Source organism: Novosphingobium sp. Chol11 (genome assembly GCF_945870625.1).
Classification (GTDB): Bacteria; Pseudomonadota; Alphaproteobacteria; order Sphingomonadales; family Sphingomonadaceae; genus Novosphingobium.
This window is the reverse complement of record NZ_CAMBTS010000067.1, coordinates 1-16,130: the sequence shown is the minus strand read 5'-3', so window position 1 is coordinate 16,130 and position 16,130 is coordinate 1. Positions and strand designations below refer to the sequence as shown.

At 63.1% G+C, this 16,130-nt stretch carries 20 protein-coding genes and 1 tRNA gene; 9 read left to right on the top strand and 12 right to left on the bottom strand.

The features are described from left to right. The 3 genes from Q0O40_RS11010 to Q0O40_RS11000 form a co-directional block, all read left to right on the top strand. A partial coding sequence (locus tag Q0O40_RS11010) for a phosphate acyltransferase (protein WP_295529579.1) occupies positions 1–528 on the top strand: 528 nt, incomplete at its 5' end. Between the two features lie 140 nt (positions 529–668). Next, positions 669–968, top strand: a complete 300-nt coding sequence (locus tag Q0O40_RS11005; RefSeq protein ID WP_295529577.1) for a GIY-YIG nuclease family protein — start codon at positions 669–671, stop codon at positions 966–968. Positions 969–1,171: 203 nt separating this feature from the next. Beyond that, on the top strand, positions 1,172–1,498 hold the full coding sequence (locus Q0O40_RS11000; protein WP_295529575.1) for a GIY-YIG nuclease family protein: 327 nt from the start codon (positions 1,172–1,174) through the stop codon (positions 1,496–1,498). A gap of 538 nt (positions 1,499–2,036) precedes the next feature. Here Q0O40_RS11000 and thiS read toward each other — a convergent pair. Continuing rightward, the gene (gene thiS, locus Q0O40_RS10995) at positions 2,037–3,035 is read right to left on the bottom strand and encodes a sulfur carrier protein ThiS (protein WP_295529573.1); all 999 of its coding nucleotides are present in this window, start codon (positions 3,033–3,035) and stop codon (positions 2,037–2,039) included. A 48-nt stretch (positions 3,036–3,083) separates the two neighbouring features. After that, positions 3,084–3,455: a MerC domain-containing protein gene (locus Q0O40_RS10990; protein ID WP_295529571.1), complete on the bottom strand. Its 372-nt coding sequence runs from the start codon at positions 3,453–3,455 to the stop codon at positions 3,084–3,086. Between the two features lie 149 nt (positions 3,456–3,604). On the opposite strand from Q0O40_RS10990, the gene Q0O40_RS10985 reads away from it, so the two are divergent. The 3 genes from Q0O40_RS10985 (at position 3,605) to rpsI (ending at position 5,873) form a co-directional block, all read left to right on the top strand. Beyond that, positions 3,605–4,687, top strand: a complete 1,083-nt coding sequence (locus tag Q0O40_RS10985) for a COX15/CtaA family protein (RefSeq protein ID WP_295529569.1) — start codon at positions 3,605–3,607, stop codon at positions 4,685–4,687. Between the two features lie 163 nt (positions 4,688–4,850). Then, on the top strand, positions 4,851–5,330 hold the full coding sequence (gene rplM / locus Q0O40_RS10980; RefSeq protein ID WP_295529567.1) for a 50S ribosomal protein L13: 480 nt from the start codon (positions 4,851–4,853) through the stop codon (positions 5,328–5,330). Positions 5,331–5,333: 3 nt separating this feature from the next. Then, positions 5,334–5,873 (top strand): 30S ribosomal protein S9, encoded by a 540-nt coding sequence (gene rpsI / locus Q0O40_RS10975; protein WP_295529565.1) that lies wholly within the window; start codon positions 5,334–5,336, stop codon positions 5,871–5,873. A 59-nt stretch (positions 5,874–5,932) separates the two neighbouring features. Here rpsI and Q0O40_RS10970 read toward each other — a convergent pair whose 3' ends face one another. The 7 genes from Q0O40_RS10970 to Q0O40_RS10940 all read right to left on the bottom strand — a co-directional run bounded on the left by Q0O40_RS10970 (position 5,933) and on the right by Q0O40_RS10940 (position 12,744). Then, positions 5,933–7,486, bottom strand: a complete 1,554-nt coding sequence (locus tag Q0O40_RS10970; RefSeq protein ID WP_295529563.1) for an MFS transporter — start codon at positions 7,484–7,486, stop codon at positions 5,933–5,935. Further along, positions 7,470–8,174, bottom strand: a complete 705-nt coding sequence (gene queC, locus Q0O40_RS10965) for a 7-cyano-7-deazaguanine synthase QueC (RefSeq protein WP_295529561.1) — start codon at positions 8,172–8,174, stop codon at positions 7,470–7,472. Before queC ends, Q0O40_RS10970 begins: the two co-directional genes overlap by 17 nt. Positions 8,175–8,222: 48 nt before the next feature. Beyond that, positions 8,223–8,618 (bottom strand): DUF3617 family protein, encoded by a 396-nt coding sequence (locus tag Q0O40_RS10960; protein WP_295529559.1) that lies wholly within the window; start codon positions 8,616–8,618, stop codon positions 8,223–8,225. Between the two features lie 163 nt (positions 8,619–8,781). Next, positions 8,782–9,687, bottom strand: a complete 906-nt coding sequence (locus tag Q0O40_RS10955; RefSeq protein ID WP_295529557.1) for an Hsp33 family molecular chaperone HslO — start codon at positions 9,685–9,687, stop codon at positions 8,782–8,784. 2 nt (positions 9,688–9,689) lie between these two features. Beyond that, entirely contained in the window at positions 9,690–10,616 is a 927-nt protein-coding gene (argF, locus tag Q0O40_RS10950; RefSeq protein ID WP_295529555.1) for an ornithine carbamoyltransferase, read from the bottom strand. After that, positions 10,613–11,806, bottom strand: coding sequence for an aspartate aminotransferase family protein (locus Q0O40_RS10945; RefSeq protein ID WP_295529553.1), 1,194 nt, complete (start codon positions 11,804–11,806; stop codon positions 10,613–10,615). The genes argF and Q0O40_RS10945 overlap by 4 nt, the downstream gene beginning before the upstream one ends. 161 nt (positions 11,807–11,967) lie before the next feature. After that, the gene (locus Q0O40_RS10940) at positions 11,968–12,744 is read right to left on the bottom strand and encodes a cold-shock protein (protein WP_295529551.1); all 777 of its coding nucleotides are present in this window, start codon (positions 12,742–12,744) and stop codon (positions 11,968–11,970) included. Between the two features lie 387 nt (positions 12,745–13,131). On the opposite strand from Q0O40_RS10940, the gene Q0O40_RS10935 reads away from it, so the two are divergent. From Q0O40_RS10935 to Q0O40_RS10925, 3 genes are read left to right on the top strand one after another with little or no spacing between them, the layout of a single operon-like run. Next, the gene (locus tag Q0O40_RS10935; protein WP_295529581.1) at positions 13,132–13,578 is read left to right on the top strand and encodes a TIGR01244 family sulfur transferase; all 447 of its coding nucleotides are present in this window, start codon (positions 13,132–13,134) and stop codon (positions 13,576–13,578) included. Positions 13,579–13,594: 16 nt separating this feature from the next. Next, complete coding sequence (locus tag Q0O40_RS10930) at positions 13,595–14,050, top strand: hypothetical protein (protein WP_295529549.1); 456 nt, start codon at positions 13,595–13,597, stop codon at positions 14,048–14,050. Further along, positions 14,047–14,967: a sterol desaturase family protein gene (locus Q0O40_RS10925; protein ID WP_295529548.1), complete on the top strand. Its 921-nt coding sequence runs from the start codon at positions 14,047–14,049 to the stop codon at positions 14,965–14,967. The genes Q0O40_RS10930 and Q0O40_RS10925 overlap by 4 nt, the downstream gene beginning before the upstream one ends. A gap of 43 nt (positions 14,968–15,010) precedes the next feature. On the opposite strand, the gene Q0O40_RS10920 is transcribed toward Q0O40_RS10925, so the two are convergent. The 3 genes from Q0O40_RS10920 to Q0O40_RS10910 form a co-directional block, all read right to left on the bottom strand. Then, positions 15,011–15,086, bottom strand: a tRNA-Val gene (locus Q0O40_RS10920). A 301-nt stretch (positions 15,087–15,387) separates the two neighbouring features. Further along, positions 15,388–15,606 carry a hypothetical protein gene (locus Q0O40_RS10915; protein ID WP_295529546.1) on the bottom strand — a complete coding sequence of 73 codons (219 nt, stop codon included), beginning with the start codon at positions 15,604–15,606 and terminating at the stop codon, positions 15,388–15,390. 154 nt (positions 15,607–15,760) lie between these two features. After that, positions 15,761–16,130, bottom strand: a 370-nt coding sequence (locus tag Q0O40_RS10910) for a hypothetical protein (RefSeq protein ID WP_295529544.1), incomplete at its 5' end; no start/stop codon positions are given.

Sequence of the window (16,130 nt, the reverse complement as noted above, 5' to 3'; positions counted from 1 at the left end):
CCCTTTGGCATCCACATGATGGTGGCCAAGAACTACACCGTGTTTCTGGCCGATACGACCGTGAACGAGCGGCCGAGCGCCGAAGATTTGGCCCACATTGCCACCGAAACCGCCGCCGTGGCGCGGCGCATGGGCCATGAACCGCGCGTCGCGTTCCTCTCGTTCTCCACCTTCGGCAATCCCTATGGCCGCTGGCTCGATAATGTACGCGGCGCGGTCAACATCCTCGACGAGCAGCAGCCCGGTTTTGAATATGAGGGCGAGATGGCCCCGGATGCCGCGCTCAATCCCAAGGTTATGGCCAGCTATCCGTTCTGCCGCCTTTCAGGCCCCGCCAATGTGCTGATCATGCCCGGCCTGCAATCGGCGAACATTTCGGCCAAATTGCTGCGCGAACTGGCGGGCAACGCGGTCATCGGGCCGATGCTGATCGGCATGGAAAAGCCGGTCCAGATCGCAGCGATGACCTCGCTCGCGCCGGATATCCTGACCCTGGCGGTGCTGGCAGCGGCGGGGATTGCGGGGTAATCAGGGGGTGCGGGGATGATCCGCAGCCCCACGCTCGTTGCTTCCCCCAACCGAGCGTCACCCGAACCTCCCCACCACTCCCCAAACTTCCCCGTAACCCCGGACTTGATCCGGGGTCCCGCTTCTTCGTTCTAGGCCGGATGGACCGGGAACGAACGGGTGGATTAGTTTTCATCATGGCGGACCGCGATCGGGGAACGATGTATGTGTGCGTTACCTCGCACATTGCGGCACGGCTTGATCAGCACCGGTCGGAAACAGGATCGGACTTCTGCGCGCGGTATGGCTTGAAGCGGCTGGTCTGGGCAGAGCGCGGCGACAGGATCGAGGCCTGCATCGCGCACGAGAAGCGGTTGAAGCGGTGGCGGCGCAAATTCAAGTTCGAGCTGATCGAGCGGGGAAACCCGGAGTGGATGGACCTTTACAAGGCGCTTGCCTGATGGGCCGCGCGAGAAGAAGCGGGACCCCGGGTCAAGCCCGGGGTGACGGTAGTGGAGTTGTCAGATCAAGGGCTTCGCAGACTGCATCAGAGACGTCTGGAAGTGGTGGGGAGCGGACGTCTCTGCAAACACCCTGCTCGTCGCCCCGTGCTTGACACGGGGCTTGGCTTCCCTCGCGACCTCGCGTTTGGCATGAGGGAGCAATGGAGAAGGGCGGTTGGGTCTACATCATGGCGAACCGCTATCGCGGCGGGACGTATGTCGGCGTCACCTCCGATCTGATCCGGCGGGTATGGCAGCATCGCGAGGGTAAAGGGTCGATGCATGTCAGGGACTTCGACAAGACACGGCTGGTCTATGCTGAACGGCATGAGGAAATCGAACCCGCCATCGCCCGCGAAAAGCTCGTCAAAAAATGGCGCCGGGAATGGAAATTCGCGCTGATCGAGGCGGACAATCCCGACTGGCTCGACCTTTGGGACCAGTGGCACCCGGCGGAGGAAGCGCCGCTTGGCAACGTCGAAAGGTAGCCAAGCCCCGTGTCAAGCACGGGGCGACGGTGGGTTTTGGTGGCGATTTGGTGAGCCGTAATGGCTGGAAGTGTTAGAGAGCGGACGGATGCCTTAGGAGGACGGATGCATTCCAGCATTCGCAAGCCTCAGCCGAAGTATTCGTACCCACTCGTTCTCGTCGCTCCTGAGCGTGTCCCACAGCGGCCAAACTGGAGATGCTTCGATGGCGTGGAGTATTGTCCAGTTTAGCCCCGAAGCAGTGTCTCCCCCGGAGGGTAAGAGCAGCAGCAAAGCTCTGATGTCCTCAGATGAAAGAGGGTGACTCAGAAGATCGATAGAAGCGGTAGCTTGTGCCAACTGCTCAGCATCAAGCTCATCGCTCAACTGGCCGCCCAAGTCGTGCAATCGCCTCACTGCATCCTGAACCACTAAACCGCCTCCTTTCCGATCGCTTTTATCCTTTCCGATCGCTTTTAACGGCAAGAGACGAATGTCCGCAACTGGGCGAGACCTGCAAAAATTGGCCGTCACCCGAAACCGCCCTAAGCCCAAGCCCTCAAATCAACCCCGCCAGCGGGCTGCTCGGATCGGCGTATTTGCGCGTGCCCATGCGGCCCGCCAGATAGGCGTCGCGCCCGGCCTCAACCGCAGCTTTCATCGCGCGGGCCATGCGGATGGGGTCTTTGGCTTCGGCGATGGCGGTGTTCATCAGGACGCCGTCGCAGCCTAGCTCCATCGCCACGGCGGCATCGCTGGCGGTGCCGACGCCTGCATCGACCAGCACGGGTACGTTCGCGCCTTCGACGATGAGGCGGATGGTGACGCGGTTCTGGATGCCGAGACCCGAGCCGATCGGCGCGCCCAGCGGCATGACCGCGACCGCGCCTGCGCTTTCGAGCTGCTTGGCCGCGATGGGGTCGTCGGTGCAGTAGACCATTGGGAGGAAACCCTCGTTCGCCAGCACTTCGGTGGCTTTGAGCGTCTCGCGCATGTCGGGATAGAGCGTCTTGGCCTCGCCCAGCACTTCGAGCTTGACCAGATCCCAGCCGCCCGCCTCGCGCGCCAGCCGCAGGGTGCGGATTGCATCCTCGGCGGTGAAGCAGCCAGCGGTGTTGGGTAGGTAGGTGACCTTTTTGGGGTCGATGAAATCGGTGAGCATCGGGGCCTTGGGGTCGCTCACGTTCACCCGGCGCACCGCCACTGTGACGATTTCCGCGCCCGAAGCCGCCAGCGCGGCGGCATTTTGCGCGAAATCCTTGTACTTGCCGGTGCCCACGATCAGGCGCGAACGGAAGGTGCGGCCAGCCACCGACCACGTATCATCATCCTGCCCGCCGCCGACGAAATGCACGATCTCAAGCGTGTCGCCCTCGGCAATCGCCACGTCCGCCAAAGCCGAGCGCGGCACGATCAGGCCATTGTGCTCCACCGCGACCTTCGCGGGATCGAGTTCGAGGCTGCGCACAAGATCGGCAATCGAGCCTGCTGCGGCGCGGTGCGGCTCGCCGTTGAGGGTGAGCGTCAGGGTCTGTTCGGGGGATGTTTGCGAGGCCATGCGCCCGGCTTTAGCGCCCGCCGCGCGCCGCGCAAGCCGCGTCAAAGATCAGTGGGTGCGCCGCAGGTTGATCATATGCGCCGCCGCGACGAGCAACACGCCGCCAATCGTCAGCGCCGCCTCAAACGCGCTGTGCCCGGCCAAAATCGCGCTGCCCATCAGCAGCACGCCGCCGCCGCCCAACGCGAGCGGCAAACGGTGGCCATGGCGGACCGCGTTCATGCCGATGGTGATAACGCCAAGGGCAAACGCGATGACCAGCCCGAAGCGGTGGATCGCCGGATCGAAGAGCACGCTGCCGCCCAGCCCGAACGCCCCGATCAGGAACAATCCGGCGAGGCAATGCACCATGCACAGCCCCGAAAGCACCACGCCAACCCGATCCAGCCGGCCGCGCAAACCAAACATCGCGTCATTCATCCTCATGGCTATATGTAACATTATAACATTGCGCAATCCCTGCCATGGTCCTTCGGCAAAAGTTTAAGGGTCTTGTCCCTAGGGGCATTGGCGGCTTTGATGCCGCTTTGCGCTTGCTCTGGCGGCAGCACAGTCGCACAGAACCGCACATGGCAAGCGTCCAACCTTCATTTTCTGCGCGGCCCGAACGGAGCGCGGCGCGCGCTGCGCCGCTTGCGCTGGCGCGGTGGTTGCTGGTCGTGGCGATGATGATCGTGACGATCGTGACCGTGGGCGGCATCACCCGGCTGACCGAATCGGGTGTTTCGATCACCGAATGGAAGCCGGTTTCGGGCATCCTGCCGCCGCTTAATGCCGCAGAGTGGCAGGATGAGTTCGACAAGTACCGCCAGACGCCGCAGTTCGTGCTGGTCAATGGGCCAGCGGGCATGACCTTGGCGACTTACAAGGTGATCTTCTTCTGGGAATGGGTTCACCGCCTGCTGGCGCGCACCATCGGCCTTGCTTTTGCGTTGCCACTCGCTTGGTTCTGGCTTCGTGGGCAAATCCCGGCGGGCTTCAAGCCGCGCCTCCTTTCGCTGCTGGCGCTTGGCGGGCTGCAGGGAGCGGTCGGCTGGTGGATGGTCCAGTCGGGCATCGTCCACGATGTGAGGGTCAGCCATTTCCGCCTTGCTGCGCATCTGCTGGTGGCGCTGACGACGCTGGCCGGGATCATCTGGACCATGCTCGATCTACGCGCCGTATCGCGGGGCGAGCGGGCCTCCCGGCTGACGCCATTTGCCGCGTTGGCGCTCGGTGTGCTGGTGATCCAGCTGTTCTACGGCGCGCTGGTTGCCGGCCTGCGCGCGGGCACGGTGGCGGGCGGCGGCTGGCTGGATGGCAACGTTTGGCCGCTGATGCAGGGCCAGCTTTTCCCGGCGGGTATCGACTGGTCGCAAGGCGCGGCGCGCGCGCTGCTGGCCGATCCTTATCTGGTGCATTTCATCCATCGCTGGTGGGCCTGGCTGGTGGTGATCGTGCTGGTCATCATGGGCCGCCGGCTGCGCGCGCTGCGCCAGCGGCCCACCTCGATCGCGCTGCACAGCGCCTTTGGCGCGCAGATCCTGATCGGCATAGCGACGGTGATGAGCGGGGTGGCAATCTATCTGGCGGTGTTGCACCAGCTCATCGGCGCGTTGCTGGTCGCGGCCACGGCATGGTCGGCCCATGCGCTCGGACGCCCTCAGCGTTAGCCGCTAGCGCAGCGATTGGCGCGGCGGTATTATTATACCTCCCCGCAAACCCGCCTCTACGCTTGACTTGCGCGCTGTTTGAGAAGATAGGCGCGCTTCCTCGCTGGCCAGTGCACTCCTTGTGCCTTGTCGGCGCACCTTAATTCAGGGACAAGATCCAGCCATGAAGGCGCTAACGAAGATCACCCGGTCGATCAAACCGGCCGAGGTAGAGAAGAAGTGGCATTTGATCGATGCCGATGGCCTCGTGGTCGGCCGCCTTGCGGTGATCATCGCCAATCGCCTGCGCGGCAAGCACAAGCCCAGCTTCACGCCGCACGTCGATTGCGGCGATCATGTCATCGTGATCAACGCGGGCAAGGTTCGCCTCACTGGCAACAAGCTCAAGAACAAGATTTATTACAAGCACACCGGCTATGCTGGCGGCATCAAGGAAGTGACTGCAGACAAGGTTCTGGCTGGCCGCTTCCCTGAGCGCGTGATTGAGAAGGCAGTCGAGCGCATGATCCCGCGCGGGCCGCTCGGCCGAGATCAGATGCGCGCGCTGCATCTCTATTCCAGCAGCGAACATCCGCATGCTGGCAACCAGCCTGAGGCGCTCGATGTCGCCTCGATGAACCGCAAGAACAAGGTGGGTGCGTAAGCCATGTCCGACACCGATATCGTCTCGAGCCTGGCAGACCTCAACGTCCTGACCTCCGCTCCCGCAGCTTCTGCTGCGATGTCTGCCGATGCCCCTGCCGCCCCGATTATCCGCACTGGCCCCGCCGCCGTGCTGCGCGAGCGCGAAATCGACGCGCAGGGCCGCTCCTACGCCACCGGCCGCCGCAAGGATGCGGTTGCCCGCGTCTGGATCAAGCCGGGTTCGGGCAAGATCGTGGTCAATGGCCGCGATCAGGAAGTTTATTTCGCGCGTCCGACCCTGCGCCTCGTCATCAACCAGCCGTTCGATGTGGCTGACCGTTCGGGCCAGTATGACGTAATCTGCACGGTCAAAGGCGGTGGGCTTTCGGGCCAGGCCGGCGCGGTCAAGCATGGTATCTCGCAGGCGCTGACCAAGTTCGAGCCTGCATTGCGCGGCGCGGTCAAGGCCGCCGGGTTCCTCACCCGCGACCCGCGCGTGGTGGAACGCAAGAAGTACGGCAAGGCCAAGGCGCGCAAGAGCTTCCAGTTCTCGAAGCGCTGATCTCGCCGGACTGCCTTTGTTTACAGAAAGCCCGGGGCCAAACCCCGGGCTTTTTGCTGTCAGGCCTCTTTCCGCTTCAGATCGCGCCACGAAATATAGAGCGCGAGCAAGGCGAACGGCACGACCACCAGCAGGCCGGTCAGCCCGATGCGCAGACTGTCAAACGCATGCGAAATGCGCCCGGCGGCATATGGCCCCATCGCCAGCCCGATCATCGTGGCTGAGAGCAGAAACGCGGCGGTGGCAGTGGCGCGCACGCTGGCCGGCACGATGCTGACCAAGACCCCGGAGCCGCTGCCCAGTGCCGCGCTGAGGCAGAACCACAAGGGGAACACGGCAAGATAAGCGACCGTGATCGACTGGGTGGTCAGCATGATGAGATTGGGAATGAGCGAGACGGTAAACGCCCCCATCACCACGAGCACCCGCCGCGAGTTTTGCCCAGACTCGGCGACCTTGTCGCCCAGCACGCCGCCTGCGATGACACCCAACGCGCCGCCCGCCGCGCCGCCCGCCCCGAAGATCAGCGCCACGGTGCCGGGATCGCCACCAAAGACGCGCATGCCATAAAGCGGGCCAAACGCCGAACTGGCATAGGAAATCACGCAGATCAGGCCGTAGCCGATATTGAGGCCGACCACCGATGGCGTCGCCCAGATCACCTTGAACGCTTCGCCATCATTATGACGCAGCGCCACCGCCCACGAAGCAACGGCATAAACGCCGATGCCAATGGCGATCCATTGCACCGGATCGCCGAGCCACGCGGTCAGCCCCATGGCCGCCAGCACGACCGCGCCCAAAGTCAGGACATTGCCCGCCAGCGCCATTGGCCCGCGCCGCGCCGCCGCCAGCATCGTGAACGGCGGCACGATGGTGCCCAGATCGCGGACAAACGCGCTCCAGGTCGCGGGCTCTGGCGCCGCTGGCCGGGGGCTTTCCCAAAATCCCCGGATAGGTTCGCGCAGCTTTCTGACCCAGACCGCCAGCAGCAGGCCAGGCAAGCCCACTGCCAGAAACGCCGCCTGCCAACCCGCAAAGCCGAACGGGCGGGAACCGGGAAGAAAGGCATGATCCCATGCGCCCGAAATCGACGTGCCCAGCAGCAGCGCCAGCCCGCCGCCGATGTAGATGCCCGAGGAATAGATCGCGACCGCCGTCGCCCGGCGGTGCGGCGGAAAGTAATCCGAGAGCATCGAATAAGCGCATGGCCCTGCGGTCGCCTCGCCTACCCCGACCCCGACCCGGGCCAGACCCAGCTGCGTGAAATTGCGCGACAATCCGGAAAACACAGTCATCGCCGACCACAAGGTCAGCCCCCAAGTCAGCAGCCGAACCCGCGACCAGCGGTCGGCCAGCTTGCCCAGAGGGATGCCGAACAGCGCGTAGAACACGCCGAACGCGGTGCCATACAGGAACCCGAACTGGCTATCGGTGATCGACAGATCGCGCTTGATGTCGACCGCCAGAATGGTGAGCAACTGACGATCGATGAAATTGACGAAATAGACCAGCACCAGCACGCCGAGCACGTACCAGCTATAACGATCAACCCCCAGCCATTGCGGCTGTCCGGGCTTGGCTTCTTGCCCCGCCTTAGCTTGGTGCTCCATACTGCGTTCCATCCTCGATCCCGGCCTCATCGAATCCCGCGCGCCGCAGACGGCAGCTATCGCAAACGCCGCAGGCAAGGCCGCCGGGCAGCGGATCATAACATGACCAACTGGCACCGGGGTCGAGCCCGAGACGCGCCGCCTCGCGCGCAATTTCGCTTTTTTTTAGATGTTGCAGTGGGGCATGAACCCGCACTTTGCCGCCTTCGCTGCCAATTTTGGTGGCGACGCGGGCAAGGCTTTCGAAACCTGAGACAAATTCGGGGCGGCAGTCGGGATAGCCCGAATAGTCCAGCGCATTGACCCCGATAAACAGATCCGATGATCCAGCAGCTTCTGCCCAGGCCAGCGCGAGCGAGAGAAACACCAGATTGCGCGCCGGCACGTAAGTTACCGGAATGCCCTCGCCCAGCCCGTCCTTGGGCACATCGATCGCGGCGGTCAGCGCCGAGCCGCCGAACAGGCGCAGATCGAGCGGGAGGATCACGTGTGACGCTGCTCCGATGGTCTGGGCGATGCGTTTGGCAGCCTCCAGTTCGATCCGGTGGCGCTGATTGTAGTCGATGGTAAGCGCTGCCACACGAAATCCGCGCTCGCGGGCAAGCCCGGCGCAGACCATCGAATCGAGGCCTCCGGATAACAATACCACCGCAAGCGGCGCATCATCCGCATTGGCAAAATCGATCATCCGTTCTGGCTAGCCGCAGCGCGCAGCGGTGGCAATGGCCTAGCCGGATCAGTGCATGCAGGTGCCGACGCGGCGCGCCTCAGTGCTCGTGTCGAAGGGCAAGCCTTGCGCCACGCCCTGGGTTTCGATCTGGGCAAGCTGGGCGTTTTCAAAGCGGACCCGCGTGCGCCCGAAGCCGTGCCCCGGACAGGTATACTGAACGGTGACCGCTTCGGCGGTGTCTTCGATCGTGAAGCTCTTGCACGCATCGTGCATATGCCGAAGCTGGATCAACTCACGCCCGCTTGCGATGCACAACCGGCTGCGTCCGCCGGTCGAGTCGCGGTCACGCATCTCCCATTGTCCGCTTTGCAGCCGATCAAGCAGCGCAAGCTCCTGCCGCACGGCATGCGAAGCGGGCGCGCCAATCAGGCCTGCGGCGCATGCAGCGCCAACAGCCAGCATCCGCCAGATGTGCTGGGGAAAGGATCGATTAGGGCACAATTCCATCTTCCAGTCTCGCAACTACAAACAGCTCTGGCACAATGCCGCGTCCACGGTGGATCATAGAGGATTCGCTTCTGCGTTGAAATGTTCTTTTTTAGCGCCGAGATGAGCTAAATGGGGATCAGACCAGATCGATTGGAAAACTGCGCGAGCAAAATGCGCAATCGACCATGATCAGGCCATCTTCGTTCTTCATCTCTTCGCGGTCGTCCGGTCCGAACCGCGCCAACACTGAGCGGTAATACTCCGCGGTGCAGCGGCATCCTTTGACGATGGCGCTGCGCTGCTCCACCCGCACTTCGCGCTCCTCGTGGAACAGGCGCCAGACAAGGTCTTCAAGACCAAGCGCCGGATCGACCAGTTCCTGTTCGCGCACGCTGCCGCCCAGCGCGGCCACATGCTCCCAATGCGGGTGATCAAATTGTGCGTGGATTCGCTCGCGCCCTTCCTCGCCATCGGGCAGATGCTGGATCAGAATGCCGCCTGCGATGCACCGCGCGCCTTCGCTACTTACGCCTAGCCGGATTATCGTCGGCACTTGCTCGGACTGGACGAAATAGCTTTCGCAAGCCTGCGCCAGACTGTCACCTTCGAGCGGGACAATGCCCTGATAGCGCTGCTCAGTGGTCGCCCGGTCGAACGTCACGGCGAGATAGCCCTCGCCGAACAAGGCGCTCAGGTCGGGTTTGGGCCCCAGTTCGTCGAGGCGGGCGCGATCAAACCGGGCATAACCGCGCAGTTCGCCGGCGCGGTGATCGCACACAAGCAGATCAACGATCCCGGTCTGGGTTTGCGTCTGCATGGTGAGCTGGCCCTCGTCGTCCTTCAGCAGCGACCCCAGCAGCGCCGTCAGCGTAAGCGCTTCGGCCAGCAGATGTCGCACTGGCGCGGGGTAGGCATGCGCCGCAAGGATATCATCCAGCACCGGCCCCAGCCGCACCACGCGGCCGCGCGCATCCCGATCAGGAACGGTGAAGGCAAGAGTCCGGTCAAAACCGGTCTGCGCGCTGTGGGCCTCGGCCGTCATCGTCAGATCTGCTCGAATACCCAGCGCAGCACGGACTTCTGGGCATGGATGCGGTTTTCCGCCTCATCCCAAACCACCGAAGCCGGGCCATCGATCACCGCGTCGGTCACTTCTTCGCCGCGATGGGCGGGCAGGCAATGCATGAACAGCGCATCCGGTTTGGCCAGGCTCATCAGCGCACCATTCACCTGAAACGGCTGCATCGCTGCCATCTTTGCTTCCATGTGCGGCTGGCCCATCGAACTCCAGGTGTCGGTGATCACGACATCGGCCCCGCGCGCCGCGCCGGCAGCATCGCGAAATACCTCGATCCGCGCGCCGGATTCGCGCGCGCGCGCGGCAAACCCGGCGTCGCTTTCATAGCCTTCGGGCACGCCGGCGCGAATATTGAACTTCATCAGCCCAGCCGCCTCGATCAGCGAATTGAGCACATTGTTGCCATCGCCCAACCACGCCACTTCCAGCCCGGGCAAGGCCTTGCCGTGCTCCATCATCGTCTGAAGATCGGCCATGATCTGGCAAGGATGCGAAAGGTCGGTGAGGCCGTTGATCACAGGAACTTGCGCATAATGCGCCAGCTCCTCGACTTTGGCATGATCGTCGGTGCGCAGCATGATGGCATCGGCCATGCGGCTCAAAACCCGCGCGGTATCGGCAATCGATTCGCCGCGGCCAAGCTGGGTCGTCCCGGCATCGAGCAAAACTGCGCTGCCGCCAAGTTGGCGGATCGCGATGTCGAACGAAACGCGCGTGCGGGTCGAATTCTTCTCGAACACCATCGCCAGCACCCGACCCGCCAGCGGCGCATCGGCTTCGACGCGCCCCTTGGGCCAGCCGGCCCGCGCTGCCTTGCGATCGATCGCTTCGCCCAGCATCGCCGCAACCGCATCCCCCCCTGCATCGGCAAGATTGAGAAAGTGCCGCGTCATGCCGCCTTCGCTTCGAGTGCATAGCTCGCGGCACCGGCCGAGAGCTTGTCCATGAATTCGTCGATATGCGTATCATCGATGACGAGCGGCGGCAGCACGCGGAAGGTCATGTCGCCCGCCGCCACGGTGAGCAACTGGTGGTTATCGCGCAAATGCGCCACAAACGGCCGCGGTTCGATCTTCATCTTGACCCCCAGCATCAACCCGCGCCCGCGCACCAGCTCGAACAGATCGGGATAATTGCCGATAAACTGTTCCAGCCGCCCGCGCAGTCGCTCGCCCTTGGCGTTCACCTCAGCCAGAAACTCGGGCGTGGCAACAACATCGAGAACGGCCTCGGCCGCGGCCATGCCCAGCGGGTTCCCGCCATAGGTGCTGCCGTGGGTGCCGAAGCCCATCCCGCGCGCCGCCTTTTCAGTGGCGAGGCATGCGCCGAGGGGGAAGCCGCCGCCAATGCCCTTGGCGCTGGCCATGATGTCGGGCGTGAGGCCGTACTGCTCATAGGCATAGAGCGTGCCCGTGCGCGCGACCCCGCACTGCACTTCATCGAACACAAGCATCAGATCGTGCGCATCGCACAGCGCGCGCAAGCCCTGAAGGAACTCGGGCGAGGCATCGCGAATGCCGCCCTCGCCCTGTACCGGTTCGACCAGGAAGCCCGCCGTGTTTGGACCGATGGCCGCCGTCGCCGCTTCCAGATCGTCAAAATCGACATACTTGAAACCGGGGAGCAGCGGCAGGAACCCGTGGTGCATCTTTTCCTGATTCGACGCGCTGATCGTGGCCATCGTGCGCCCGTGGAAGGCGTTCTTGAAGGTGATCAGCTCGAACTTATCGTGGTTGCCGACATGCTGGTGATAGGCGCGCGCCGTTTTGATCGCGCACTCGACCGCCTCGGCGCCCGAATTGGTGAAAAAGACCGTGTCGGCAAAGGTAAGATCGACCAGGCGCTGCGCCAGATGTTCACCTTGCGGGCTGCCATAAAGATTGGAGACATGCATCAAGGTGGCCGCCTGCGTCTGGATAGCGCCGATCAGATGCGGATGGCTGTGCCCGAGCAGATTGACCGCAATGCCGCTGGCGAAATCGAGATAGCGCGTGCCGTCTTCATCGATCAGGTGGCAATGTTCGCCGCGCACCGGACGCACACCGCACCGGGGATAGACGGGCATCAACGGAGTGATCGGCATGACACGGTTCCTTCTTTTGATTCATCGGTTGTCGGGCGCTGCCCGGAAAAGTCCAAGGTGCTAATCGCAAACGAGAAATGGCGGCCCATAAGGGCCGCCATCTGCGCGTTATGTGTTGATCGCCAACGCCCGATTATCTCCGGGAGCAAGGCGATCCGGGGTCAGTCCTGACGCGGCACCAGGTTGACCGCCGAGTGCTTGCCGCGTCGGTCAACTTCGAGGTCGAACTCGAGCTTGTCGCCTTCGTTCAGCTCGCGCATGCCCGAGCGCTCGACCGCGCTGATATGCACGAAGGCATCCGGCTGGCCGTCATCGCGGGTAATGAAACCAAAGCCCTTCATCGCGTTGAAGAACTTCACGGTGCCAGTCGCCCGCTCGCCCGTCAGTTCGCGCTGCGGCGCCGCCGGCTTGGCAGCCACGGCAATGACATCGCCCAGAACCTGAAGATCGGCAGCCGAAACTTTTCCACCGCGATCGACCAGATTGAACTCAAGCTGCTGCCCTTCGGCCAGACCTTCAAGACCAGCGCGCTCGACCGCGCTGATGTGAACGAACACATCCTCGCCGCCGTCTTCACGCTGAATGAAGCCGAAGCCTTTTTGCGAATTGAAAAACTTGACGACGCCTTTGCCAGTGCCGACCACTTGCGCGGGCATTCCGCCGCCGCCGCCGCCGCCGCCTGGGCCACTACGCGGTCCGCCAAATCCGCCGCCGCCGCTACGAGGTGCGCCGCCGCCGCTAAAACCGCCGCCGCCGCCGCCAAATCCGCCGCGATCACCGCCGCCGAAACCGCCCCGGTCCCCGCCGCCGAAACCACCGCGCGATGCGCCGCCACCAAAGCCGCCGCCTCCGCCGCCGTAGGGATCGAAACCGCCTTCGTCACCGAAACCATCGCGCTTGTCGCGTCCGCGACCCCGCCGCCCTCTGTCAAAACCCATAAAAACCAATAGACCTTCGTTCCGCCCCTGCTTTCCTCGGTGCCGGAAGCCGGGCGCGGCTGCTGACGGCACGACAAGGAAACTAAGCCGGAAGTGACCGACATTTTCCCATGCGATAAAGACTATAACCAAGAAAATCCCTAAGTGCGAACGGATTCGTCAATTCCCGGCTCTGCTAATTTCAATGTCGCAGCATTTGCGGCAGCCGTTGCTATGGGTTGCCCTTGCCCCGCCGATTTGGCAGAGGAGATCGGCGGAAACGGCGATTACGGTGGCCGAGAAGGCAGTCGGAGCCGTGCATTCTTGGCCATTACCAGCGCCAGGGAACAGACCGATGCTGGCAACAGCGACAGCGCGCATTGTCTGATGAGCGAAATGGGAGAGCGCATGTTTCACAAAATCGACGCCAAGACTTACGCGAGTCCCCAGATTGACACCGCCCAGATCGCGCAGGCCAAGGCGCTCGGCATCGGCATGATCATCAACAATCGCCCGGAAAACGAATCCGATGATCAGGTGCCCGGGCCCGACATCGAGGCCGCTGCGCGGGCGGCTGGAATGGGATATGTTGCGATTCCTGTCACGCACGCCGGTTTTTCATTCTCGCAGGTCGAAGCGATGGAGCAGGCGCTGGCCGCGGCCGGAGATGCCCCGGTGCTGGCCTATTGCCGTTCGGGCACCCGGTCCACCTTGCTCTGGGCGCTTACCCAGGCCCATATGGGCATGAACCCGGCCGCCATTGCTGCCGCCGCAGAAAGCGCAGGCTACGACATCAGCCCGATTCGCACACAAGTTGATATGCTCGCCGCCAGAGCCCAAACGCCCAAAGCCTGACCCCGAAGCCTGATCGATGACACCAACCAACCTCGCCGCGCTCCAAACCCTGTTTGCCTTACCGGGCGCCGCAGTGGCCGTTCAGGCGGCGGTATCGCTCGTCCTGATCATCGGGCTTTATTACCTTGCCCGCGCGATGCAGCTTGGCGGCGATGTGCGAATTCGCGATGCAGCCCACGCCCGCGAGCTTGCCGATGCAGCCATCAGCGGCTTTGCGGCGCAAGACATCGCCTTGGACCGGGCGCGGATCGGCGCTTTGCTGCGCGATGCGGGGGGCCGCGTGCTGGTCGTTCGCCGCCACGGCAGCCACTTCGTCGCGCGGGTGCTCCCCGATCACGCGAGCGTGCGGCTTGATCGCCAATTCCTGACCCTCGCCGCCGGTGAACCCCGCTTTGGCGCGATCACGCTGGAGCTTGGGCCAGAGGCGCAAGCCTGGGCCGCCAGCTTGCGCCGTCTGGGTGAACGCGCATGAGCGTGGCACGCAATCTTCAGGCGCCGGATCTTCAGCCCATCGACGTGGTGGTCTACGCCATCCCGGTGTTCATCCTGCTCATCGTGATCGAGATGATCTGGGCCGCCCGCCGCGCGCCTGAGAAATACGAACCGCGCGATATGCTGACCTCGCTGGGGCTGGGATTGGGCAGCACGATTGCCGGCGCGCTGGTCGCGGGCGCAATCTATGCCATGATGCTTTGGCTTTATGCGCACCGCGTGGTCTCTTTGCCGAATGTGTGGTGGGTCTGGGTGCTGGCCTTCGTCCTCGATGATTTCAATTATTACTGGTTCCACCGCACCGCCCACCGCGTACGCTGGTTCTGGGCGGCGCATGTCAATCACCATTCAAGCCAGCACTACAACCTCAGCACCGCGCTGCGTCAGACATGGACCGGCTTTTTCGCGCTCAGCTTTGCGTTCCATATCTGGCCCGCGCTGCTTGGCTTTCACCCCGCGATCTTGCTGACCGTTGCCGGGATCAACCTGGTCTATCAATTCTGGATCCATACCGAGGCGGTGCAGAAGATGCCGCGCTGGTTCGAGGCGGTGATGAACACCCCGGCGCACCATCGCGTTCACCACGCCACCAACCCGCGTTATCTTGATCGCAACTATGCCGGCGTGTTCATCGTGTGGGACAAGCTGTTCGGCACCTTCGAGCCAGAGCGCGACGAGGAACCGCCGCGCTACGGCATCGTGCGCCAGCTCGGCAGCTTCAACCTGCTCCATGCCGCGTTCCACGAATGGACCGCCCTGCTTGGCGACCTGCTGCGCGCGCCATGGCGGCACAAACTGGGTTATCTGGTGCGCGAACCGGGCTGGAGCCATGATGGCACGCGCGAGGGGTCTGACGCGATCCGCGCGCGGTGGCTGGAGCGCAACCCGCCCGCGTGATCCGCCACAAAGAATAATGCAATCAGCTTCAAAAGCTTGGCGATGGTGGGCGGTGAGGGGCTCGAACCCCCGACCCTCTCGGTGTAAACGAGATGCTCTACCAACTGAGCTAACCGCCCACGGTGCGGTGAAGCGCGCTAATGCTGGGTTTTGTGCGGTTCGTCAATGGGAACGGAACGGACGAGAACGGCAGGAAAAGACACCTACCGGCGTATGGATTCGCGAAATAGTTGCGAAGTGAGTTTTGCTGTCGAGGTGGATTTGAAGCTTAGTGGTCAGGCCACATTGGCGACCGGATACCGGCAAAGCATCTACAGCACTCCATCACTCCTTCGCGCGGCGATCATTGACCGCACTCGCACGATAAGGAGCCGCGGTGAGGCAGCCGCGAGAGCAAGTACCCGCGACAGCCTCTGCTCGTCACCGCACGCTGCCATCCCGTTTCGTCAAGGGCGGTTCGTAGTCGGCGGGGAACAAACGCCAGCAGTCGTCTTCGCAGATCATTGCCACACCGGTCAGTCCCTCATCCATCTCATCCCGCAAGGTCATGTAGGCCCCTGTCAGCATCGAGAGGGAGACTTCTCGCATGTCGCTGAACTCGCCCTCCCAGCCATTGCCATCGAGGCTCGCCGTCCTCAAGCGCCATCAAACCAAGTTGGTAAGAGGCCTGCCAAAGGCCGCTGTCCTGCCGCAGGGCCATGATATACCGGACACGGGCAAGTTCTTGCGATTCCGTTGATGACGCAGATTAGCTTTCGTAAGCAAGTCCAATTAAAAGACCAGCATGGGATCGTCAGCCCGCTCCGACAAGGCTACTGAAATCGCAATCGAGCGCAGCGCGGATTTCTGCAACAGCAGTGAGATCATAGCCATTGTCAAGGATGAGCGTCCGCAGCCGGGCGACGAGCGTCATCAGCCGTGTCGGTAGGCCGTCTGTCTGGCTCACAAGGGAGGAAGCACCGTCGGGAAGCAATGCGACGACGCCCTGGTCATTGACGAGGCATACGCCGGCTACCCGCAACGTCGCAACCTTGCGACGAACCGCCTCGAAATTGAAACCGAGAGCGGCGGCTATGGTGCGGATCTTTACGGGGCGGTAACCGGCCGCGAACGCCGGGTCGTCAAGAAAATGGCGGGTATTGGCGCTCTTAACGAAGAGCCAG